The organism is Roseivivax sp. GX 12232 (assembly GCF_021272185.1).
Lineage (GTDB): Bacteria > Pseudomonadota > Alphaproteobacteria > Rhodobacterales > Rhodobacteraceae > Roseivivax.
Map to the genome: position 1 here is coordinate 197,511 of NZ_JAJSEC010000003.1, position 22,012 is coordinate 219,522.

At 70.3% G+C, this 22,012-nt stretch carries 23 protein-coding genes and 1 tRNA gene; 15 read left to right on the forward strand and 9 right to left on the reverse strand.

The genetic code is table 11. From position 1 onward, the window contains the following. The first annotated feature begins 193 nt into the window (after nt 1-193). The 4 genes from rpsA (at nt 194) to LR948_RS07385 (ending at nt 3,521) form a co-directional block, all read left to right on the forward strand. Nucleotides 194-1,876, forward strand: coding sequence for a 30S ribosomal protein S1 (gene rpsA / locus LR948_RS07370; RefSeq protein ID WP_232753350.1), 1,683 nt, complete (start codon nt 194-196; stop codon nt 1,874-1,876). A 258-nt stretch (nt 1,877-2,134) separates the two neighbouring features. Beyond that, complete coding sequence (ihfB, locus tag LR948_RS07375) at nt 2,135-2,419, forward strand: integration host factor subunit beta (RefSeq protein ID WP_232753351.1); 285 nt, start codon at nt 2,135-2,137, stop codon at nt 2,417-2,419. 6 nt (nt 2,420-2,425) lie between these two features. Then, complete coding sequence (locus LR948_RS07380) at nt 2,426-2,776, forward strand: LapA family protein (protein WP_232753352.1); 351 nt, start codon at nt 2,426-2,428, stop codon at nt 2,774-2,776. A gap of 82 nt (nt 2,777-2,858) precedes the next feature. Beyond that, nucleotides 2,859-3,521, forward strand: coding sequence for a phosphoribosylanthranilate isomerase (locus LR948_RS07385; RefSeq protein ID WP_232753353.1), 663 nt, complete (start codon nt 2,859-2,861; stop codon nt 3,519-3,521). Nucleotides 3,522-3,585: 64 nt separating this feature from the next. Here the strand turns inward: LR948_RS07385 and arsC are convergent, their stop codons facing one another. From arsC to LR948_RS07400, 3 genes are read right to left on the reverse strand one after another with little or no spacing between them, the layout of a single operon-like run. Then, nucleotides 3,586-3,939 (reverse strand): arsenate reductase (glutaredoxin), encoded by a 354-nt coding sequence (arsC, locus tag LR948_RS07390; protein WP_232753354.1) that lies wholly within the window; start codon nt 3,937-3,939, stop codon nt 3,586-3,588. Beyond that, nucleotides 3,930-4,988: a quinone-dependent dihydroorotate dehydrogenase gene (locus LR948_RS07395; RefSeq protein ID WP_232753355.1), complete on the reverse strand. Its 1,059-nt coding sequence runs from the start codon at nt 4,986-4,988 to the stop codon at nt 3,930-3,932. Before LR948_RS07395 ends, arsC begins: the two co-directional genes overlap by 10 nt. 46 nt (nt 4,989-5,034) lie before the next feature. After that, the gene (locus tag LR948_RS07400; RefSeq protein ID WP_232753356.1) at nt 5,035-5,370 is read right to left on the reverse strand and encodes a DUF952 domain-containing protein; all 336 of its coding nucleotides are present in this window, start codon (nt 5,368-5,370) and stop codon (nt 5,035-5,037) included. A 134-nt stretch (nt 5,371-5,504) separates the two neighbouring features. On the opposite strand from LR948_RS07400, the gene LR948_RS07405 reads away from it, so the two are divergent. The 3 genes from LR948_RS07405 (at nt 5,505) to LR948_RS07415 (ending at nt 9,978) form a co-directional block, all read left to right on the forward strand. After that, nucleotides 5,505-7,061 carry a bifunctional UDP-sugar hydrolase/5'-nucleotidase gene (locus tag LR948_RS07405; protein WP_232753357.1) on the forward strand — a complete coding sequence of 519 codons (1,557 nt, stop codon included), beginning with the start codon at nt 5,505-5,507 and terminating at the stop codon, nt 7,059-7,061. A gap of 1,046 nt (nt 7,062-8,107) precedes the next feature. Further along, complete coding sequence (locus LR948_RS07410; protein WP_232753358.1) at nt 8,108-9,313, forward strand: bifunctional 2-polyprenyl-6-hydroxyphenol methylase/3-demethylubiquinol 3-O-methyltransferase UbiG; 1,206 nt, start codon at nt 8,108-8,110, stop codon at nt 9,311-9,313. After that, a complete protein-coding gene (locus tag LR948_RS07415; protein ID WP_232753359.1) occupies nt 9,313-9,978 on the forward strand; it encodes an SOS response-associated peptidase in 666 nt (221 codons plus the stop codon). Before LR948_RS07410 ends, LR948_RS07415 begins: the two co-directional genes overlap by 1 nt. 297 nt (nt 9,979-10,275) lie before the next feature. Here LR948_RS07415 and LR948_RS07420 read toward each other — a convergent pair whose 3' ends face one another. Then, on the reverse strand, nt 10,276-10,935 hold the full coding sequence (locus LR948_RS07420; protein ID WP_232753360.1) for a hypothetical protein: 660 nt from the start codon (nt 10,933-10,935) through the stop codon (nt 10,276-10,278). Nucleotides 10,936-11,255: 320 nt separating this feature from the next. Between LR948_RS07420 and LR948_RS07425 the strand changes: the two genes are divergently transcribed. Both LR948_RS07425 and LR948_RS07430 read left to right on the forward strand, forming a co-directional pair. Continuing rightward, nucleotides 11,256-11,329 (forward strand) — tRNA-Gly (locus LR948_RS07425). A 126-nt stretch (nt 11,330-11,455) separates the two neighbouring features. Continuing rightward, nucleotides 11,456-13,255 (forward strand): ABC transporter transmembrane domain-containing protein, encoded by a 1,800-nt coding sequence (locus LR948_RS07430; protein WP_232753361.1) that lies wholly within the window; start codon nt 11,456-11,458, stop codon nt 13,253-13,255. Between the two features lie 306 nt (nt 13,256-13,561). On the opposite strand, the gene LR948_RS07435 is transcribed toward LR948_RS07430, so the two are convergent. After that, complete coding sequence (locus LR948_RS07435; RefSeq protein WP_232753362.1) at nt 13,562-13,777, reverse strand: hypothetical protein; 216 nt, start codon at nt 13,775-13,777, stop codon at nt 13,562-13,564. A gap of 124 nt (nt 13,778-13,901) precedes the next feature. On the opposite strand from LR948_RS07435, the gene LR948_RS07440 reads away from it, so the two are divergent. Next, the gene (locus LR948_RS07440; protein ID WP_232753363.1) at nt 13,902-14,162 is read left to right on the forward strand and encodes a DUF2312 domain-containing protein; all 261 of its coding nucleotides are present in this window, start codon (nt 13,902-13,904) and stop codon (nt 14,160-14,162) included. 179 nt (nt 14,163-14,341) lie between these two features. Here LR948_RS07440 and LR948_RS07445 read toward each other — a convergent pair whose 3' ends face one another. From LR948_RS07445 to pgk, 4 genes are all read right to left on the reverse strand, one after another. Continuing rightward, a complete protein-coding gene (locus tag LR948_RS07445) occupies nt 14,342-15,091 on the reverse strand; it encodes a YkgJ family cysteine cluster protein (RefSeq protein ID WP_232753364.1) in 750 nt (249 codons plus the stop codon). Then, nucleotides 15,088-15,969 (reverse strand): hypothetical protein, encoded by an 882-nt coding sequence (locus tag LR948_RS07450; protein WP_232753365.1) that lies wholly within the window; start codon nt 15,967-15,969, stop codon nt 15,088-15,090. Before LR948_RS07450 ends, LR948_RS07445 begins: the two co-directional genes overlap by 4 nt. A 131-nt stretch (nt 15,970-16,100) precedes the next feature. After that, on the reverse strand, nt 16,101-16,400 hold the full coding sequence (locus LR948_RS07455) for a septum formation initiator family protein (protein WP_232753366.1): 300 nt from the start codon (nt 16,398-16,400) through the stop codon (nt 16,101-16,103). Nucleotides 16,401-16,488: 88 nt separating this feature from the next. Continuing rightward, nucleotides 16,489-17,676: a phosphoglycerate kinase gene (gene pgk, locus LR948_RS07460; protein WP_232753367.1), complete on the reverse strand. Its 1,188-nt coding sequence runs from the start codon at nt 17,674-17,676 to the stop codon at nt 16,489-16,491. Nucleotides 17,677-17,801: 125 nt separating this feature from the next. Between pgk and LR948_RS07465 the strand changes: the two genes are divergently transcribed. From LR948_RS07465 to LR948_RS07485, 5 genes are all read left to right on the forward strand, one after another. Continuing rightward, a complete protein-coding gene (locus LR948_RS07465; RefSeq protein ID WP_232753368.1) occupies nt 17,802-18,308 on the forward strand; it encodes a peptidylprolyl isomerase in 507 nt (168 codons plus the stop codon). Beyond that, nucleotides 18,301-18,852: a peptidylprolyl isomerase gene (locus tag LR948_RS07470; protein WP_232753369.1), complete on the forward strand. Its 552-nt coding sequence runs from the start codon at nt 18,301-18,303 to the stop codon at nt 18,850-18,852. Before LR948_RS07465 ends, LR948_RS07470 begins: the two co-directional genes overlap by 8 nt. Before the next feature lie 251 nt (nt 18,853-19,103). Continuing rightward, complete coding sequence (locus LR948_RS07475; protein ID WP_232753370.1) at nt 19,104-19,700, forward strand: TetR/AcrR family transcriptional regulator; 597 nt, start codon at nt 19,104-19,106, stop codon at nt 19,698-19,700. Next, complete coding sequence (locus tag LR948_RS07480; protein WP_232753371.1) at nt 19,697-20,551, forward strand: SDR family oxidoreductase; 855 nt, start codon at nt 19,697-19,699, stop codon at nt 20,549-20,551. The genes LR948_RS07475 and LR948_RS07480 overlap by 4 nt, the downstream gene beginning before the upstream one ends. A gap of 350 nt (nt 20,552-20,901) precedes the next feature. Further along, entirely contained in the window at nt 20,902-21,858 is a 957-nt protein-coding gene (locus LR948_RS07485) for a DUF3179 domain-containing protein (protein WP_232753372.1), read from the forward strand. Nucleotides 21,859-22,012: the final 154 nt, after the last annotated feature.

Genomic DNA, 22,012 nt, shown 5'->3' on the forward strand with positions numbered 1-22,012 from the left:
GGCTTGCCAAAGCCGCCTCCCGGGAGTAGACACGCGCGCGTCGAAAAGGCGCAAACGCCGCGAAGCGAAGAGTGAGGCGAGCAGGGTCGGCCCCGTCCGGCCCTCTTTGTTTTGCGGGCCAAGGACCAACCCAAAGACCGGCGGAGACAACCGCGCGGCCGGAATAGAATGACGTAAAGGAACCAGACGCCACATGGCTCAGAACGCATCTATGGAGGAATTCGAGGCCCTCCTGAACGAAAGCCTCGAAATGGACACGCCCGACGAGGGCTCTGTCGTCAAGGGCAAGGTCATCGCCGTCGAGGCGGGCCAGGCCATCATCGACGTCGGCTACAAGATGGAAGGCCGCGTCGAGCTCAAGGAATTCGCCAACCCGGGCGAATCCGCGGACATCACCGTCGGCGACGAGGTCGAGGTCTATCTGCGCGCGGCCGAGAACGCCCGCGGCGAGGCCGTCCTCAGCCGCGAGATGGCACGCCGCGAGGAAGCCTGGGACCGTCTCGAGAAGGCCTATGCCGACGACGCCCGCGTCGAAGGCGCGATCTTCGGCCGCGTCAAGGGCGGCTTCACCGTCGACCTCGGCGGCGCCGTGGCCTTCCTGCCGGGCAGCCAGGTCGACGTGCGCCCGGTGCGTGACGCCGGTCCGCTCATGGGTCTCAAGCAGCCGTTCCAGATCCTCAAGATGGACCGTCGCCGCGGCAACATCGTTGTCTCGCGCCGCGCCATCCTCGAGGAGAGCCGTGCCGAGCAGCGCGCCGAAGTCATCGCCAACCTCGAAGAGGGCCAGGCGGTCGACGGCGTGGTCAAGAACATCACCGAATACGGCGCCTTCGTCGATCTCGGCGGTGTCGACGGCCTGCTGCACGTCACCGACATGGCATGGCGCCGGGTGAACCACCCCTCCGAGATCCTCTCGATCGGCGAGACGGTCAAGGTGCAGGTCATCAAGATCAACCGCGAGACCCACCGCATCAGCCTCGGCATGAAGCAGCTGCAGGAAGATCCCTGGGATCTGGTGGGCGCCAAGTACCCGCTGTCCTCGGTCCACACCGGCCGCGTGACCAACATCACCGACTACGGCGCCTTCGTGGAGCTGGAGCCCGGTGTCGAGGGTCTGGTGCACGTCTCCGAGATGTCCTGGACCAAGAAGAACGTCCATCCGGGCAAGATCGTCTCCACCTCCCAGGAAGTGGACGTCATGGTTCTCGAGATCGACCCGGCCAAGCGCCGCGTGTCGCTGGGTCTCAAGCAGACCATGCGCAACCCCTGGGAAGTCTTCGACGAGCAGTTCCCCCCGGGCACCGAGGTCGAAGGCGAGGTCAAGAACATCACCGAATTCGGTCTGTTCATCGGCCTCGAGGGCGACATCGACGGCATGGTCCACCTTTCGGACCTGTCCTGGGAAGAGCGCGGCGAGGACGCGATCCAGAACTACCGCAAGGGCGACGTGGTCAAGGCGGTGGTCCAGGAGACCGACACCGAGAAGGAGCGCATCTCGCTCTCGATCAAGGCACTGGGCGGCGACAAGTTCGCCGAGGCGACCGGCGGCGTGAAGCGCGGCTCGATCGTCACCGTGGAAGTGACCGCGATCGAGGACGGCGGCATCGAGGTGGAATACGAGGGCATGAAGTCCTTCATCCGCCGCTCCGACCTGTCGCGTGACCGCGCAGAGCAGCGCCCCGAGCGCTTCTCGGTCGGCAACAAGGTGGACGTCCGCGTCACCAACGTCGACATGAAGTCGCGCCGCCTGGGTCTGTCGATCAAGGCCCGCGAGATCGCCGAAGAGAAGGAAGCGGTGGAGCAGTACGGCTCCTCGGATTCCGGTGCATCGCTCGGCGACATCCTGGGCGCGGCGCTCAAGCAGAACGACGACTGATCGCCCCGCGATCATCGCACGAGAAAGGCCCCGGTCCCCGCGACCGGGGCCTTTTTCTTGGCCGAATCGCCGGCGCCGCCCCCGACCGGTGGCCTTGCCGCCCATGCGCCCGCGGGGCGCGCTCATGGCGCGATTTCCGCCAAGTATGCGGATTCGCGACCCAAAACCGGCAGGAATTGGTTTCGCGCTCGCCCGCCCCGCCCTATAGTCGTGGGAAACAAACACGCGACAACTGCGTGTGCCTGGGAGGGATGAGGGATGATCCGATCGGAACTGATCCAGAAGATCGCGGATGAGAATCCGCATCTCTATCAACGTGACGTGGAGCGGATCGTGAACACGATCTTCGAAGAGATCACCGGCGCCATGGCGCGCGGAGACCGGGTCGAGCTGCGCGGCTTCGGCGCCTTCTCGGTGAAGAAGCGCGACGCCCGCACCGGGCGCAACCCGCGCACCGGCGAGGCGGTCGAGGTCGAGGAAAAACACGTCCCCTTCTTCAAGACCGGCAAGCTCCTGCGCGACCGGCTGAACGGAAAGGCCTGAGCCCACATGAGATACATTCGTTACGCCTTCCTTGCCGCCGTGGCGGTGGTGCTGATCGCCGTGGCGCTGGCCAATCGCGGGTTGGTCACGCTGCAGCTCCTGCCCGGCGACCTGGCCGAGCTTCTGGGCGTGCAGCACTCGGTGTCGCTGCCGCTGTTCCTGGTGATCTTTCTCGGCATCGTCTCGGGGCTGATGCTGGGCTTCGTCTGGGAATGGCTGCGCGAACACAAGCACCGCGCCGAGGCGGCGCAGAAGAACCGCGAGGTGCGCCGGCTCGAGCGCGAGCTGAAGCGCACCCAGAACGAGCGTGACAAGGACAAGGACGAGGTGCTCGCCATTCTCGACCAGGCGAGCTAAACCCCGGGTCCGGGCCGGGGTGCGCCCGCGCGCGCCTCTTGGCCCTTCGCCGTGACGACACAAGACAAGCAGGATCCGCCCCGTGCCCGATGTGCGCGTGAAAATCTGCGGGCTGACGCGCGAAGCCGATGTCGCCGCCGCCGCCGAGGCGGGCGCGGCCTACCTGGGCTTTGTCTTCTTCCCGAAATCCCCTCGTAACGTCGAGGTCGCCCAGGCCCGGGCGCTGGCGCTCTCCGCTCCGGTTGGCCGCGCCAAGGTTGGGCTTTTCGTCTCGCCCGAGGATGCGCTTCTCGATGCGGTTCTGGCCGAGGTGCCGCTCGACATGATCCAGCTGCACGGACGTGAAAGCCCCGAGCGGGTGGCCGAGATCCGCGCCCGCATGGGCCTGCCGGTGATGAAGGCGCTGGGGGTCTCTTCCGAGGCCGACCTCGCCGAGGTCGCGGCTTATGGCCGGGTGGCCGACCAGCTCCTGATCGACGCCAAGGCGCCCGAGGGCGCGCCGCTGCCCGGCGGCAACGGGCTGGCCTTCGACTGGCGGCTGGTGCAGGGGCGGCGCTGGCCGGTGCCCTGGATGCTCGCGGGCGGGCTGACGCCCGAGAACGCGGGCCGCGCGGTCAGCATGACCGGCGCGGTGCAGCTCGACGTGTCGTCGGGCGTGGAATCCGAGCCGGGCCTGAAGGATGCGGGCAAGATCCGCGCCTTCATCGAGAGCGCGCAAGGTGCCGGCGCGGTGCCGCGGCTCTGAGCCCGGGGCTATCCCGGGGCTCGCTGACCGCAGTTTTATCGCGCGATCCCGGGGTGTTCCCCGCTCAATCGTCCTCGATCAGCGCCAGGACCGCCTCGGGCGGTCGTCCGATCGCGGCGCGCTCCTGGCCGATCAGCACCGGGCGTTCGATCAGCTTGGGATCGGCGGCCATCGCGGCAAACAGCGCGTCCTCGCCGCTTTCCCGGGTCAGCCCGGCGGCCTTGAAGCCCGCCTCCTTCACCCGCACCATCTCGATCACCGGGCGGCCGAGCTTGGCCGCCAGGGCGCGCAGCTCCTCCTGGTCGGGCGGCGTGTCGAGGTAGCGGCGCAGGTTCAGCGCCACGCCGCGCTCCTCCAGAAGCGCCAGTGCGGCGCGGGACTTCGAACAGCGCGGGTTGTGCCAGAACTCTAGAGCCATGCCGCGCGCCCCGTGCCCCGGGCTTCCGCGACCGAGGCGAAGCCTTCGGCGGCGAGCCGCGCGTCCAGCCCCTCGACGATCTCGCGCACGAGGCCGAGCCCGCCGTAGACCAGCGCGGTGTAAAGCTGCAGCGCCGAGGCCCCGGCGCGGATCTTCTCGAAGGCGGTCTCGACGGTCTCGATGCCGCCGACGCCGACCAAGGGCATCCGCCCTTCGGTCAGCTCGGAGAGCCGCGCCAGCACCCGCGTCGAGCGGTCGAAGAGCGGCCGGCCCGAGAGCCCGCCGACCTCCTGCGCCTGAGGCGAGATGAGCCCCTCGCGCGAGAGCGTGGTATTGGTGGCGATGATCCCGTCGACGCCCGCCGCGGTGGCGACTTCGGCCACGTCCTTCAGGCCCTCGGGGTCGAGGTCCGGCGCGATCTTCAGGAAGATCGGCAGCCGCCGGGGCAGGGTATCGCGGGTCTCGAGCACCCCGGCCAGAAGCGCCGCCAGCGCCTCCTTGCCCTGCAGGTCGCGCAGCTTCTCGGTGTTGGGCGAGGAGACATTGACCGTCGCGAAATCCAGCGTCGCGCCGGTGCGCGCCAGCACCCGGGCGAAATCGCCGGCGCGGTCGGCGCTGTCCTTGTTGGCCCCGAGGTTGAGCCCAATCACCGCGTCGCGGGGCCGGGTCTCGAGCCGGGCGGCGATGCTTTCCATCCCGTCGTTGTTGAAGCCGAAGCGGTTGATCGCCGCGTGATCCTGCGAGAGCCGGAAGAGCCGCGGGCGGGGGTTGCCCGGCTGCGGGCGTGGGGTGGCGGCGCCGACCTCGAGGAAGCCGAAGCCCGCGCGCGACAGCCCGCGCAGCGCCTCGGCGTTCTTGTCGAAGCCCGCGGCGAGGCCCAGCGGGTTCGGCAGGCGCAGCCCGGCCAGCTCGCAGGCCAGCCGGTCCGAGGTCAGAAGCCCCGGCGAGGGCGCGACGCCGGCGCGCAGCGCGGTCAGCGCCAGCCCATGGGCGCGCTCGGGATCGACGCGGTGCAGGAGGGCCATGCCGGCGCGTTCGGTGAGCCTCATCGACGGGTCTCCGGTCTGGCGGCGGGGCAGGGGCGGCGCCGCGGGGTCATCGCATCTCGGGCGGGAAGACATGGCCCTCGGGGCCGAGCGGCAGATCCGCCACCCAAAGCGCCTGGTCGCGGCGGAGCGGCGCGTAGAGATGCGGGAAAAGCTGCCCCCCGCGCGAGGGCTCCCAGCGCAGTTCGGGCAGGCGCTCGGCGTCATAGGCCAGGAGCTTCAGCCCCTCGGCGCCGGCAAAATGCTTGGCCGCGGTCTCGGCGGCCTGTTCGGCGGTGGAGAAATGCACGTAGCCGTCGGCCAGGTCGATCGGCGCGCCGCCGGTCTCGCCCTCGGCCTCGAGCGCGGCCCATTCCTCGGCGCGCAGGATCTTGTAAATCAGCATGCCGGGGACATGCCGGGTTCGCCGGGGTCGGTCAAGACCGCGCGCGCGGGGCAAGGGAGGCGCCACGGCAGCTTTGACAGAGCGCCGCGCGCGTAGCACGATCAAATCACGATCCTTCCGACAGAGAGGTTTCCATGTCGATCCGACTTCTTTCCGGCGTTGCCGGGCTCGCGCTTGTCGCGGGCGCGGCCCAGGCCGAGTATACAATGACCATTCTTCACACGAATGATTTCCACGCGCGGTTTGAGCCGATTTCCAAATACGATTCGACCTGCGCGGCAGAGGACAACGAGGCCGGCGAATGCTTCGGCGGCTCCGCGCGGCTCGTGACCGCCATCGAGGCGGCGCGCGACCGGGTCGAGAACCCGCTGCTGGTCGACGGCGGCGACCAGTTCCAGGGCACGCTCTTCTACACCTACTACAAGGGCAAGCTCGCCGCCGAGATGATGAACCAGATGGGCTACGACGCGATGACCGTGGGCAACCACGAGTTCGACGACGGCCCCGAGGTGCTGCGCGGCTTCATCGATGCGGTCGAGTTCCCGGTGCTGATGTCCAACGCCGACGTCAGCCAGGAGCCCGAGCTCGCCGATGCCATCATGAAATCCACGGTGATCGAGAAGGGCGGCGAGAAGATCGGCCTCATCGGTCTGACGCCGCAGGACACCGACGAGCTGGCGAGCCCCGGCCCGAACGTGATCTTCACCGATCCGGTCGACGCCGTGCAGGGCGAGGTCGACAAGCTCACCGAGGCGGGCATCAACAAGATCGTCGTGCTCTCGCATTCGGGCTACGGGGTTGACCAGCGCGTCGCCGAGGAGACGACCGGCGTCGACGTGATCGTCGGCGGCCATTCCAACACGCTCCTGGGCGACATGGACGGCGCGGCGGGCCCCTATCCCACCATGGTGGGCGAGACCGCCATCGTGCAGGCCTATGCCTACGGCAAGTTCCTGGGCGAGCTCTCGGTGACCTTCGATGACGCGGGCAATGTGACCGAGGCTTCGGGCCAGCCGAACCTGCTCGACGCCGCGGTCAGCGAGGACGAGGCCACGGTGGCGCGCATCTCCGAGGCGGCCGTGCCGCTCGACGAGATCCGCAACGAGGTGGTGGCCGAGACCGAGGCCGCGATCGAGGGCTCGCGCGACGTCTGCCGGGCCATGGAGTGCCAGATGGGCAACCTCGTCGCCGACGCCATGCTCGACCGGGTGGCCGACCAGGGCATCGAGGTCGCCATCGCCAACTCCGGCGGCCTGCGCGCCTCGATCGACGCGGGCGAGGTGACCATGGGCGAGGTGCTGACGGTGCTGCCCTTCCAGAACACGCTCTCGACCTTCCGGGTCTCGGGCGCGGTGCTGAAGGAGGCGCTGGAGAACGGCGTCGGCCAGATCGAGGAAGGCGCCGGCCGCTTCCCCCAGGTCGCGGGCATGAGCTTCACCGTGGACGCCGCCGCCGAGCCCGGCGCGCGGGTCTCCGAGGTCATGGTCGGCGGCGCGCCGCTCGAGGCGGACAAGATGTACGGCGTGGTGTCGAACAACTACGTCCGCAACGGCGGCGACGGCTACCGGATGTTCATCGACGCCCAGGATGCCTATGACTTCGGGCCGGACCTGGCCGATGTGACGGCGGAATACCTGGCCGAGAACGGCCCCTATGCGCCCTATACCGACGGGCGGATCACGATGAAGTAATGCGCTGGCGGGGGGCTTTGGTGCCTCCCGTTGTGCGGTTTTGGGCCCCCGCCGGGTTGGCGGGGGTCTTTTTGTTTTGGGTTGGGGCGTTGTGGTGGTGGCTTTGCGAAAAGGGGGGGGCTCCGGGAGGACGGCGCTGAAGACCTGTGTTGGCGAGGCTTGAGAGTGGGTTGGACGGGAGAAGCCTAGCGCTCACCCAATCCCCGCACTTCCCAGGCAAACCCCAGTCGCTGGCCTGACCAGCAGTGCCAACCGCGCATACTCCCGGCCTCAAATCCCAACCCAACCTCACCTCCCGAAACACCCCCTTGCGCCCGAACAGCGCCGCAGGCGCCGGGCGCGCGCCTTGCCGGCCCCTCGGCCTGGCGCTCTTGCGGGCGGCGCGCATAGCTCGTCCCTAGGAGGAACATGGCCACCATAAAGCGCTGCCGCTCGTCTGTCGCAGCGCCAGTCCCCGGCCCGGCGCGCGCCCGCTGCCCGCTCGGAGGGGTAGGGCGTGGCGCGGGGAGTACGAAGACTGTCAGCGTGTCTTCCGACCGTGACTTCACCGGGCCGACAATCCTTCTAACCCGCACGACTGTGCCAACCGCGCACAATCCCCGCCTCAAATCCCCACCCAACCTCACCACCCGAAACACCCCCTTGCGCCCGAACAGCGCCGCAGGCGCCGGGCGCGCGCCTGGCCGGCCCAGCGGCCTGGCGCTCTTGCGGGTGGTGCGCATCGCTCGTCCTTAGGAGGAACATGGCCACCATAAAGCGCTGCCGCTCGTCTTTCGTAGCGCCAGTCCCCGGCCCGGCGCGCGCCCGTCGCCCGCTCGGGAAGGGCTATGGCGCGCGCCGCTCGCGCAGGCAACGCCGCCCATCCCCCACCACACCGGGCCGCTCAGCCGCGACCGAACCCATCCCCCCACATTCCCCCGCAAGGGGGATTTCCCCGCGCCCTGCGCTTGGGTAGACCTGTCCCAAGGGGCGGCCCGCCGCCCGGCAGACAGCCCTCAGACAGACCGGCACCGGCCCGACCGGGGGCCGCAGCCCGGCGGAGATCCATGGTCAGCGTTCAGGAACAATACGAGGCCTATCCCTACCCCGAGCGCGACCCCGCCGAGGAGGCGCGCCGGCTGATCACCGGCTCGCCCTCGCATCCCCTGGAGATGGATCACTTCCTCTGGGGCGGCGCCCGCGACTGGTCGCGCGAGATCCGCATCCTGGTCGCCGGGGGCGGCACCGGGGACGGGCTCATCCAGCTTGCCCAGGTCCTGACCAGCGCCGGGCGGCCCTACCGGATCACCTATCTCGACCTCTCCGAGCGCGCCCGCGCGGTGGCCGAGGCCCGGGCCAAGGCGCGCGGGCTGAGCGGGATCACCTTCCACCAGGCGAGCCTCCTCGATGCGCCGGACTTCGGGCGTTTCGATTACATCGACTGCTGCGGGGTGCTGCACCATCTGCCGGAACCCGACCAGGGCTTCCGGGCGCTGCGCGCGGCGCTGGCGCCGGGCGGCGGCGCGGGCATCATGGTCTATGCGCCCTATGGCCGCTCCGGGGTCTATCCCCTGCAGGAGGCCTTCGGCGCGCTCTTCGAAGGGCTGCCGCCCGAGGCCCGGCTCGAGCGCGCGCGGCAGATCGTGGCGGCGCTGCCCGAGGGCCATCCCTTCCGCGCCAACCGCAACCTCGTCGATCACGAGCAAAGCGACGCGGGTTTCTACGACCTGCTCCTGCACAGCCAGGACCGCGCCTATAGCGTCACCGACCTCGCCGAGGCGCTGGCCCGCACCGGCTGGCAGCTGGCGAGCTTCGCGACGCCCGCGCTCTACGAGCTCGACCGGATCACCCCCGAGGGCGCCGATCTGCCGCCGCTCGACCGCGCGGCGCTGGCGGAGAAGCTGCGCGGCACGCTGAAGCTGCACAACGCCTACCTGGTGCCCGGCAATGTCACCCCGCCGAAACCCGCCGAGGGGCGCTCGCTGACGCGGGTGCCGCATCTGCGCGGGCTCGACCCGGCGGCCCTGGCGCGGGCGGTCTCCGAAGGCAAGCGCCCGGCGCTGACCGCCGGCGGCACCCGGGTGCCGCTGCGGCTCGAGCCGCGCGCGGCGCCGCTCATCGCCGCCATCGACGGGCGCCGCAGCCTGGCCGAGATCGCCGCCCGTGCGCGGCTCGATCCCCTGGCCTTCGGCGGGCTCTGGCAGGGCGTCGAGGCGCAGCTCGCGCCCTGGGGCGTGCTGCTCTACTCGGGCCTTCTGCGGAGGGCCGACTGATGTGCGGGCGCTTCGCCGTCACCCTGCCGCAGGACGCCATGGCGCAGCTTTTCGAGGCGCGCCCGGCCAACGACCTGCCGGAGGTGCCGAACTACAACGTCTGCCCGACCAACCCGGTGCATGTGATCCACCTGGGCGAGGCCGGGCGGCAGCTCGAATCCATGCGCTGGGGCTTCATCCCGCATTGGTACAAGGCGCCGAACGACGGGCCGCTCCTGATCAACGCCCGGGCCGAGACCCTGGCCGAGAAACCCGCCTTCCGCGCCGCCGCGCGCAGCCGCCGGGCGCTGATCCCGGCGACGGGTTTCTACGAATGGACCAAGGACGCCGAAGGGGTGCGCTACCCTTGGTATATCACCCGGCAGGACGGCGCGCCCCTGGCCTTCGCGGCGCTCTGGCAGGACTGGGAGGCCGAGGGCCAGCACCTGCGCACCGCCGCCATCGTGACCTGTGCGGCCAATGAGCAGATGGGGCGGATCCACCACCGGATGCCGGTGGTGCTGGCGCCCGAGGACTGGGCGCTCTGGCTGGGTGAAGAGGGCAAGGGCGCGGCGCCGCTCATGCGCCCCGCGCCGGAGGAGACGCTGACCGCGCATCGGGTCGACCGGAAGGTGAACTCCAACCGCGCCGCGGGCCCGGAGCTGATCGAGCCGATCGAGGACTGAGGGGCGGGACGGTCGCAAAGTGGTGGCCGAGGCAGGGCACGGCGGTAAGCGGCCGCCCGGGCAGCGCGCCGCCAAGCGGTCGGCAGGGCAGGGCGACCGGCTGCCTTTTTGTGATAGGGCCCGCGCGGGGCGCGCGCCCCGGCAGAATGTTCTCGCTGGAGGTTTGGTAGGCACTTGGGGCGCGGCCGGCGCTCAAGTCAGGGCCGCTGCCCGGAGTGAGGCCACCGCTTTCGGCGGCCCCGCTCTTCTCTGAAATCCCGTCACGGGCCACATCAGCGCCCGGAGATCCCGCCTTGCTTACGGCTGCGTCGTCGCGTCGGAGACGCCGGCGTCGTCCTGCGTGGACTGGGTGTCGTCGAGCGCACCATAGCCGGTCTGGCCGTCGGGCTCGGGGCGGAACATCGCCTCCCAGTCGTAGCCGTCGGGATCGCCGTCACCGTCGGTGTCCACATCCGGCGCGCCATAGGTCGCCGTGGCGGTGGCGTCGCTGATCGGGCTGCCGCCGTCATCGAGGAAATCCGGCGCGGCCTCCTCGGTCTCGATCCGGCCATAGGCCACGATCTGCTCGGTGGTGGTGTCGACCGGCTCGACCGCGTCCACGGTCTCGCCCGCGGCGGTGCCCTCGCTCAGCATCTGCACGTCCGGCACCGAGTTGTCGAAATCGCGCGTCACCACCTCGCCGGTCTCGTCGGTCACCGCGAGGATGAAGGCCTCGCCCGGCAGGACCAGCCCGGTCGACCAGCTGCCGTCGAGCGCGGTCGCGGCCATGGGCACGTCGGAGGCATTGTAGAAGCGCACCGAATCCTCGGGGCCGGCATGGGCGACCTCGGGGAAATACCCGTAGCCCAGCATCACCACCTCGAAGGTCTCGGAAATACCGTTGGATTGCGCAGCGGCCATCGTCCCGGACAGCATCGCCGCCGAGAGCGCCGCGGTTGTCAGCGTCTTGCGAAGCATAAGCCAGCTCCTCGAACTCGCACCTGGCCCCCGCCAGTGACATCAGAGCCAAAGTCGCTACCCCGGGATTGCGGCGAAAATGTGGCTTCAGGGGCCTGGGGGGAGGCGCGGCGGGCGCGGCGTGGCAGGGGTGGCACAGGGTGGCGGAGGGCGGACCGACCTTGCCGGAGGGACCAGGCGCGCGGCGCCGGGCCCGGGGCGGACAGGGCGAGAGCCCGGGCGCCAAGGCCCGGCCTCGTCGCCCCGCGCAGCCCACCGCGCGCGCCGCCACAACCGCTTGACCGTGCCGGGCGCATGGCATAGGCGAAGGACATGCCCGGGCGGGCATGGTGAAATGGTATCACACGAGCCTTCCAAGCTCTTGGTGCGGGTTCGATTCCCGCTGCCCGCTCCAGCTTCCCCCCGATCCCGCAGAACCGGCCCCAAAACCCGCGAGAGCGGCAAAAAGGCCGCGGCGCCCGCGCTTGAAGCGGCGGGGCTTACCTGCCAAAACCAGCCTCGTTCAACACGCGGAGGGCCGATGGCGCGCGAGGGCAGCAACGGACAGGGCTCGGACGAGCGCGCAAGGTCGAAACGGCTCGGAACGCTGGGGCGGCTCTGGCCCTTCGTGCGGCCCTATCGCGGGCTTCTGAGCGCAGCGCTCCTGGCGCTGACGCTGACCGCGGCGGTCTCGCTGGTGCTGCCCATGGCGGTGCGCCGGGTGGTCGACAACTTCGAGGGCGGCGAGGCGGCGCTGCTCGATCGCTACTTCATGGCCGCGCTGGTGATCGCGGGGCTCCTGGCCCTGGGTACGGCGCTGCGCTACGCACTGGTCACCCGGCTCGGCGAGCGCGTGGTGGCCGACATTCGCATGGCGGTCTTCGACCGGGTCATCGGCCTCTCGCCCGCCTTCTACGAGAAGATCATGACCGGCGAGGTGCTGAGCCGGATCACCACCGACACCACGCTGATCCTCTCGGTCATCGGCTCCTCGATCTCGATCGCGCTGCGCAACCTCTTGATCTTCGCGGGCGGGCTGGCGCTGATGCTGGTCACCTCCTGGAAGCTGACGCTCATGGTGCTGCTGATCGTGCCCCTGGTGGTGGTGCCGATCCTGACCCTCGGGCGCAAGCTGCGCCGGCTCAGCCGCGAGAACCAGGACTGGATCGCGGCCTCCTCGGGCAATGCCTCCGAGGCGCTTCTGTCGGTGCAGGCGGTGCAGGCCTTCACCCACGAGGCGATCTCGCAGCGGGCCTTCGCCGATGTCACCGAACAGAGCTTCGACGCCGCCCGGCGGCGGATCTGGACCCGCGCGCTGATGACCGCCATCGTCATCTTCCTGGTCTTCTCGGGCATCGTGGGCGTCCTCTGGATGGGCGCCTGGGACGTCCGTGCCGGCGAGATGAGCGTCGGCGCCCTGGTGCAATTCGTGATCTACTCGGTCATGGTCGCGGGCTCGGTCGCGGCGCTTTCCGAGGTTATCGGCGAGCTGCAGCGCGCCGCCGGCGCCACCGAGCGGCTGGTCGAACTCTTGGAGACCGAGGACGCGATCCGCGAGCCCGAGACGCCCGCGCGGCTTTCCGAGCCGGTCGCGGGCGCGATCGGCTTCGAGGAGGTCACCTTCGCCTATCCCGCCCGGCCCGAGACCTCGGCGCTCGACGCAGTGTCGCTGACCATCGCGCCCGGCGAGACCGTGGCGCTGGTCGGCCCCTCGGGGGCGGGCAAGAGCACGATCATCCAGCTTCTCCTGCGCTTCTACGACCCCGACGCTGGGCGGATCACCCTCGACGGGCAGGGGCTCGAGACGCTCGCGCGCGCGGACTTCCGCCGCCATGTCGCGCTGGTGCCCCAGGACCCGGTGATCTTCGCCGCCTCGGCGCGCGAGAACATCCGCTTTGGCCGCCCCGAGGCCAGCGACGCCGAGATCGAGGCCGCCGCCCGCGCCGCCGCCGCGCATGACTTCATCGCCGCCCTGCCCGAGGGCTACGACAGCTGGCTCGGCGAGCGCGGGGTGATGCTCTCGGGCGGGCAGAAGCAGCGCATTGCCATCGCCCGGGCGATCCTGCGCGACGCGCCGGTGCTGCTTCTGGACGAGGCGACCTCGGCGCTCGATGCCGAGAGCGAACGCGCGGTGCAGGAGGCGGTGGACCAGCTCGCGGAAGGGCGGACCACGATCATCGTCGCGCACCGGCTGGCGACGGTGAAGAAGGCCGACCGGATCGTGGTCATGGAGGGCGGCCGGATCGTCGCCACCGGCCACCACGACGCGCTGGTCGCCGAGGGCGGGCTCTACGCCCGGCTGGCGCGGCTGCAGTTCACCGACGGGATCGCGGCGGAGTAGCGTGACTGTCCGTCCGGCCGGGCCATCGAGGCCCGCCCGGCCGAAGCGAGGGCGCTGCCCTCGCGCTCCCGGAGTATTTGCGGCCCGGTCAGGCCTGGGGGTGGGCCTGGGTGTTTGGGGTGGTGCTTTTGGTTTTGAGGTTCGGGCTGGCCATCCGTCCGGCCGGGCCATTGAGGCCCGACCGGCCGGAGCGAGAGCTCTGCCCTCGCGCTCCCGGAGTATTTGGGGCCCGGTCAGGCCAAAGGTGGGTGGCGCTTCGGGGGAGGGGACGGGCTGTGGACGGTGATGCGTGCGGCGGCGGCGCGTTTAGCCGAGGAAGATGCCCAGGATCACCATCATCAGGCCCAGGACCGACAGCAGGAGCGCGCCGAGGTTGATCGGCAGGGCGCGGCGCAGCACCGCGCGCAGCGCCTCGTCGTCGGGTGTCGTCCGGCGCGCGCGGGCGACGGTCACGATGGCATAGACGAGGCCCGCGAGCCCCAGGAGCGACAGGGCGGCGCCGCCCCAGATCAAGGCCTCCATGGCAGGTCCTTTCGGCAGGTGATGCGCGTCGAGCCGGTAAAGGATCGCCCTCGCGCCGGCAACCCCCCTTGCCGCGGGCCGGCGCGCAGGCTACCGGAACCGTCACACCGAACAGGAGGCAGTCATGGACGATTCCCAGGGATCGGATCAATACGGGGTCGCGGCGGGCGAGCTGCGCCAGTTCATCGAGCGCTTCGAGCGGCTCGAGGAAGAGAAGAAGGACGTCGCCGAGCAGCAGAAGGAGGTCATGGCCGAGGCCAAGGCCCGCGGCTATGACACCAAGGTGATGCGCAAGGTGATCGCGCTGCGCAAGCGCGAGCCCGATGACATCGCCGAGGAAGAGGCGATCCTCGACATGTATAAATCCGCCCTCGGCATGGGCTGAGGCGCGGCCCCCCGCCGGGGATCTGGCGGGGCGGCTGGAGATGTGGCGGCGTCCGGGGAAGGCCCCTGTCCCGTGAGGGGAGGGGGCCGCCGGGCGCCGTTTTTTGTGTGGGGCGTGCGGGGCTGGCCGAGGCGTGCGCCCTTCGCCGGGGCGCGGCGCTGCGGCCCGGGCCTTTGCGCTCAGAGGCCGCCGCCGAGGCGGGCGCGTTCCTCGTTCAGGACCGGCGCGGCGTGGCGGGCGGCGGCAAGCGCCTCGGCCTCGCTTTCACCGCCAAGCGCGCCTTCGGCGACGCGCGCGAGCCCGTAGGTCGGCACCTGGGTCAGCCCGCGCAGCGCGGCGCGCGCCAGGGCCTGCACCGCGAGGTAGAGGCCCTGGGCGCCCAGCACCCCGGGGCCGGGGGCGGGCGTGCCATGCGCGATCTCGCGGCAGGCCTCGGCGTCCTCGGAGAGATAGCTGCGGCAGATCATCGGGCGGGCCTCGTAGATCCGGCACATCCGGGTCTCGGGGTCGAGCGCCGGGCAGGCTTTGGGCATCCAGTCGCGCCCGTCGGGCTGGCCCGCGAGCGGCGCCAGCGCGGCATGCACGCGGCGGGCCTCGGCCTCGAGGATCACCCCGCCGTCGGGGCCCGAGAGCACGCAGCACCAGGCGCAGCCCGCCGAACAGGCCGCCCGCGCGGCCGGGCCGCCGGGGCGGGTCGCCTGGGCCTCGAGCTCGGCGCCGCCGATGCGCAGCGCGGCATGGCCCGCGCGCAGGGCCTTGGCGGTGGCCTCGAAGCTCTGTCCATGGGCCTCGGCGGTCTCGAGGTAGAGATCCAGCATCTTGCGCGCCCGCGCCATGGCGCCGCCCTGGCCGCCGGGCAGGCTGACCCGGCCCACCGCCTTACGCAGGCCGGATATGTCGCGGGGCGGGCGGGTCTTGCCGGCGCTCACGGGGCGAGGAACCTCAGCCCCTCGAGACCTGCGACGACGCGCATGTCCTCTTCGTAGAGATCGCTCAGCCGGGCCACCCGGTCGCCGTCCCAGCCCGGCAGGTCGAGCTCTTCCTCGAGGGCCTCGTCCTGGGCGTATTTGTCGAGGAAGGCCAGCATCACCCGGCGCTTCTGGCGCTCGGTCATGGTGGGATGCATGTGCAGATAGGCGCGGAAGCGCTTCATGCCCTCGGCGGCCATGATGTCGTGCAGCAGGTCGAAGGCCCCGCGCAGCTTGCGGCTTTCGTCGAAGCCCGCGGCGGCGCGCAGGATCTCGCCCCAGATGATCGGGGAATCCTCGTTGCACCAGACCGTCAGCGGCACGTCGGGATGGGCCGCGCGCAGCCGCGTGATCAGCTCCGACCAGCGGAAGGCGTCGGGGTCGGCGCCGTCGAGGAACTCGGCGAAATCCTGAACCGCGCCCTCGCGGTAGGCGTTCTGCAGGAAGCCCGAGGGATCGCGCAGCCCCATGAAGACCTCCAGGCTGTCGCCCTCGAACAGCGTCTTGATGACCTCGATGCGCTCCTCGGCCTTGCGGTAGGGGCGGCCGCCCTGCATGGCAAGCTTCGGCACCGAGAAGAAGTTGGGATGGCTGAGGACGATGCGCGAGACGCCCTCGGGGTCCTCGTCGAGCAGCCCGTCGAGCAGCACCTCGCGGGCCTCGGGCGCGGGCGCGCCGCCGGCGAGCCGATGCGCGGCCTCGGACAGAAGCGTGCGGTAGCGGCTGGGGCCGGGCACCGCGACGCCCGCCTCGCGCAGGAGCGGCGCGTTGCGCTGCATGCCCTTCAGGAAGCGGCCCTCGTCGGTGAAATGCACGCCCGTATGGAGAATTACCTGCATGGATCGGGACTTGTCCTCGTTCCTCGGTCTCGAACTATACGGGCTTTGGCGGCGAGCGAAACCATTTCCCGAGGGCCTGCGGGCGAGGCGCGGGCAGGTGTCGCGGCGGGGCCTCGGAGGGCCCCTCGGGCTCAGCGCACCACCACCTCGTCGTGGCGCAGGAGCCCCAGCACCTCGCGGGCGCGTTCGTCCAGAAGGTCGAGGTCGAGGTAATCGTCCGAGAGCCGCCGGGTGAGGTTCTCCATCCGCGCCACCTCGGCCTCGAGCGCGGCCAGCTCGGTCTCGAGCTCCTTGGCCTCGACCTCGATCTCAGCACGGCGGAAGATGCCGTAGTCGCCCTGCACCGCGGCAAAGGCGAAATAGGCGCCGACCGAGATCAGGAAGGCGAAGAACAACAGGCCGCCGAGGGCGGGACGGGAATGTTTGGTCATGGCTCTGCCTCGTGCAGCACCTCTGACGGGTGCATGGCGCGACTATGCCACGCGCCATGCCCTTGGGGAATCCGGATAATCGCGGGTGTTACCCCAATGCCGCAACGCCCGGCAGGGTCTTGCCCTCCATCCACTCGAGGAAGGCACCGCCGGCGGTCGAGATATAAGAGAACCGCTCGGCGGCGCCGGCCTTGTTGAGCGCCGCGACCGTGTCGCCGCCGCCCGCCACCGAGGTCAGCTCTCCGGCGGCGGTGCGCGCGGCGGCGTGATCGGCGGCGGCATTGGTGGCGGCGTCGAAGGGGGCGATCTCGAAGGCGCCGAGCGGGCCGTTCCAGATCAGCGTGGCGGCGCGGTCGATGACCTCCTTGACGTGGGCGATGCTGTCGGGCCCTGCGTCGAGGATCATCGCGTCCGCCGGGCAGGCCTCGGCCTTGACGACCTCGTGGGCGGCGCCGGCCTTGAACTCGCGGGCGACGACGACGTCGCGCGGCAGGAGGATCTCGCAGCCGCCCGCCGCGGCCTTCTCGGCGATCTCGCGGGCGGTGCCGGTCATCTCGTGCTCGCAGAGCGACTTGCCGACGTCGATGCCCTGGGCGGCGAGGAAGGTATTGGCCATGCCGCCGCCGATGATCAGCATGTCGACCCGGGCGATGAGGTTGGACAGCAGGTCGAGCTTGGTCGAGACCTTGGCCCCGCCGACCACCGCGGCCACAGGGCGCCGGGGATCGCCCAGCGCGGCCTCGAGCGCGGAGAGCTCGGCCTCCATCAGCCGGCCGGCGCAGGCGGGCAGGTGATGGGCGATGGCCTCGGTCGAGGCATGGGCGCGATGCGCCGCCGAGAAGGCGTCGTTGACGTAGACATCGCCGAGCTTGGCCATCTCGGCGGCCAGATCGGCGTCGTTCTTCTCTTCGCCGGCGTGGAAACGGGTGTTCTCGCAGAGCAGCACCTGGCCCGGGGCCAGCGCCTCGGCTGCGGCCTCAGCGGCGGGGCCGCGGCAGTCTGCGACGAAGACCACCTCGGCGCCGAAGGCCGCCTCGAGCGCGGGGACCAGCGGCGCCAGGCTCATGTCCTCGACGACCTGGCCCTTGGGCCGGCCGAAATGCGCGAGCAGGATCGGGCGGCCGCCCTTGTCCAGGATGTCGCGGATCGTCGGCGCGATGCGCTCGATCCGGGTGGCGTCGGTGACGCGGCCCTCTTCCACGGGCACGTTGATGTCGACCCGGGTCAGCACCCGCTTGCCGTCGAGATCCATCTGGTCGAGTGTCTTCCAGGCCATGTCATCCTCCGTTCGAGATGCCTTGCGCGGTGCATCGCAAGCGCGCGCCCTGGCGTCAACGCCTGCCTTGCGGGGCGGCCATGGCAGGGCTACCTAGGGCGCGACAGAGATGAAGGAGACGGCGCATGGCCGATATCAAGGATCCGGAAAACACCATTCTCATCGAGCTGAAGGATGGCACCGTCACCATCGAGCTGCTGCCCGACGTGGCCCCGCAGCACGTCGCCCGCATGAAGGAGCTGGCCCGCGAAGGCGCCTATGACAACGTGGTCTTCCACCGGGTGATCGACGGCTTCATGGCGCAGACCGGCGACGTGGCCAACGGCAATGCCGAGGGCGACTTCAACCTGCGCATGGCCGGCACCGGCGGCTCGGACAAGCCCGACCTGCCGGCGGAGTTCTCCAAGCTGCCGCACGACCGCGGCACCATCGGCGCGGCGCGCAGCCAGAACCCGAACTCGGCGAACTCGCAGTTCTTCATCAACTTCAAGGACAACCATTTTCTGAACGGGCAATACACGGTCTATGGCCGGGTGGTCTCGGGGATGGAACATGTCGATGCGATCACCCGCGGCGAGCCGCCGGCGAACCCGGACCGGATGCTCAGCATGAAGGTGGCCGCCGATGCGTAAGCTCAGCGCGCTCCTGGCGCTTGTCGCCGCCGGCCCGGCCTTCGCCACCGGGATCGAGATCGACGTCGCGGGCGAAGGCGCCAATGGCACCGTGGTGATCGACCTCTTCGAGGAGGTCGCGCCCCAGCATGTGACCCGGATCACCGAGCTGGCCGAGGCCGGCGCCTATGACGAGGTGGTCTTCCACCGGGTGATCGACGGCTTCATGGCGCAGACCGGCGACGTGGAGTTCGGCAAGGCGGGCGGCGACCTGCGCATGGCGGGCCGGGGCGGCTCGGACCTGGCCGACCTGCCGGCGGAGTTCTCCGACCTGGCCTTCGAGCGCGGCGTGGTCGGCATGGCCCGCGCGCAGTCGCCCGACAGCGCCAACTCGCAGTTCTTCATCATGTTCGCGCCGGGGCCCTTCCTCGACGGCCAATACACCGTCGTGGGCGAGGTGACCGAGGGCATGGAGGTCGTCGACGCCATCACCCGCGGCACCGGCCCCAACGGCGCGGTGACCGGCACCCCCGACCGCATGGAGGCCGTGCGCGTCACGGAGTGATGGTTAGGGTAAGAGAGATCGGGAAGGGGCCTCCTGCGGGGGGCCCTTTTTGTTTGTGGAGGGCGGGTTTCTGGGCGCTTTGGTCCACCGGATTCGGCAGGGCTGACGGCCCCGAAAAGCGCTTCGTTTCAGCGCATTAACCACAACCCCCAGCGCTCCCGCCGCGACCTCGCGCGAAAAATCCACCCCACCCCCACTTGATAATGAATATTCATTATCATACCTGCCCCTCACCCAGGAAAGGACAGGCCATGCCGCCCAACAGCAAGGATCGGACCCGCAGGAAGCTGCAGGACGCGGTGGTCGCGGAGACCGTGGAGCACGGCATCGCGGCGATCAGTGTCGCCGGGATCGTCAAGCGGGCGCGGGTCTCGGCGGGCACGGTCTACGTGCATTTCGCCGACAAGGACGACATGCTCCGGCAGGTCTACCTGCAGCTCAAATCCGAGTTCCACGACAGCGTCACCCGCGGCCGGGATCAGGCCGACAGCGCCGCTCTGGTGCGCGAGATGTGGTTCGGCATGTTCGACTTCGTGCGCGCCCGGCCGCAGGACTTCCTGTTCCTCGAATACGCCTCGACCGCCAAGCTCCTGCTGCCCGAACAGCAGGCCGTGGCCGACGGCTATGCCGCCGACATCGCCGCGCTTCTGCGGCGCGGGGTCGAGGACGGCACGCTGGCGCCGCTCGAGGACGGGCTCCTGTCGCTGCTCCTGGTGGCGCCGGCGCTGCACCTCGCGCGCGGGGCGGTCATCGCCGGCCAGCCGATCACCACCGAGACCATCACCCGGACCTTCGAGAGGGTCTGGCTCTCCATCGCCAACACCCAAGGATCAGGACAGATCACATGAGCAAAGTCATCCTCGTCACCGGCACCTCCACGGGCCTCGGCGTCGCCATCGCGACCCAGGCCGCGGCGGCGGGTCACCGGGTCTATGCCAGCATGCGCAACACCGAGAAACGCGGCCAGCTCGACGCTGCCGCCGAGGCCGCGGGCGTCGCGCTCGAGGTCCTGCAACTCGACGTGCAGGACAGCGCCTCGGTCACCGAGGCGGTCGAGACCGTGGTCCGCCGCGAGGGCCGCATCGACGTGCTGATCAACAACGCCGGCATGGGCTACGCGCGCAGCCTGGAGCAGGCCGAGGAGGCCGATCTCGAGCGCATCGTCGACATCAATTTCACCGGCGTCATGCGCTGCACCAAGGCGGTCATGCCGCATATGCGCGCGGCCCGGAGCGGCCATGTGATCAACATCACCTCGGTCGGCGGGCTGGTGGGCCAGCCCTTCAACGAGGTCTACTGCGGCGCGAAATTCGCCGTCGAAGGGCTGACCGAGGCCATGGCAAGCTACATCACGCCGGCCTTCAGCATCCAGTTCACCGCCGTCGAGCCCGGCGGCATCGCGACCGAGTTCGTCAACACCGTGATGGGCCAGCTCGAGGCCACCGGCGGCCTGCTCGAGGACGAATACCTGCCCGTCCTGCAGCGCTACATCTCGGGCGCGACGAAGCGGCAGGCCTATGGCGCCTCGCAAAGCGCCGAGGAGGTGGCCGAGGTGGTCATGCAGGCGCTCTCCGCCGAGGAGCCGCCGCTGCGGATCCGCACTTCGGAGTGGTCCGAGGAGTTCACCCGGCTGAAGACCGGCCTCGACCCCGACGGGCTGAAGCAGCAGCGCGCGGTGGTGGCGCAGTTCCTGCCGTGAGGTATTAGGGTCCGGGCGGTTTGGGCCGCCCGGGCCTTTTCGGGGGCGCAGGGGCGTCGCGCGGCGGCTGATGGCGGGGCAGGGCGGGCGCATCGTGCGTCAGTGAGGGCGTGCGGCGAATCCGCTCCGCGCCCGATCGCGACGAGGGGGGCAGTCCCTCGGTGAATCATTGAAGCTGTGCGACGCTTCGGCCCCGCGCCCGATCGCGGCCCGCGGGCGCGCTCCGGGCCCCAAAAGACCCGCCCCGCCGCCGATCCGCCCCGCTCTCACCCGATCACATGGCCGTGCCGGCGATTGCGCGGACCCCCGCCCGGGGTGCTTCATGGACACCACCAAGGGAGGATCGTCACATGCTGCGCGCCTTAGCTCTCTGCCTCTTCGTCTCGACCGCCGCCGCCGCCGATCCCGGCTTCTGGCGCAGCGAATGGCCCGAGACCGATTTCTCCCGCGCCTCGGTCGGCAGCTGGTCCGAGATCATCTCGGGCGGGCCGGGCAAGGACGGGATCCCTGCGCTCTCCGATCCCGGCTTCGTCGCGGTGGGCGGAGCACGGCTCGAGCCGCGCGAGCCGGTGATCACCGTGGCGCTCGAGGGCGCCACCCCGCGCGCCTACCCGCTGCGCTACCTCACCTGGCATGAGATCGTGAACGACCGCATCGGCGGGCTGCCGGTGGCGGTGACCTATTGTCCGCTCTGCAATTCCGCCATGGTCTTCGACCGGCGGCTCGGCGGGCGGGTCTTGAGCTTCGGGGTGACCGGCAAGCTGCGCAACTCCGACATGGTGATGTATGACCGCGAGACCCAGAGCTGGTGGCAGCAGGCCCTGGGCGAGGGCATCGTCGGCGAGATGACCGGGCGCGAGCTGCGCCAGCTGCCCTCCTGGATGGAGAGCTTCGCGGCCTTCCGCGCCGCCCATCCCGAAGGGCTGGTCATGGCGCAGCCCGCTTATCCCCGCGACTACGGGCGCAACCCCTACCAGCGCTACGACAGCTCCAAGCGGCCGTTTCTTTACTCGGGCGATCCGCCGCCGCATGGCATCCCGGCGCTGGAGCGGGTGGTGCGGGTCGGGGACCGCGCCTGGCCGATGACCCGGCTGGCCCGAGAGGGCCGGATCGAGGAGGCCGGCGTGACGCTCCTCTGGGCCGACACCCAGGCCTCGGCGCTGGACACCGCGCGGATCGCCCAAGGGAGGGACGTCGGCGCGATCCGTGTCCGCGACGGGCGCGGGCGGGACGTGGCGCATGACGTGCTGTTCGCCTTTGCGTTTCATGCGTTTTGGCCGGAGGGGCGGTGGATGCTGGGGCGGTGAGGGGGGGGCTTGGTGTCGCGGGAGTAACCGTGGAGGCGAATCCCGGCCTGGTACTGGACTAGCCGTGGAGGCGAACCTCGCAGCTGCCTCGCGGTCCGCGCTGTCTCTGCCTCGAAGCCCTTCCGGACCTGACCCGTCTTGGTGCCCCCACCCG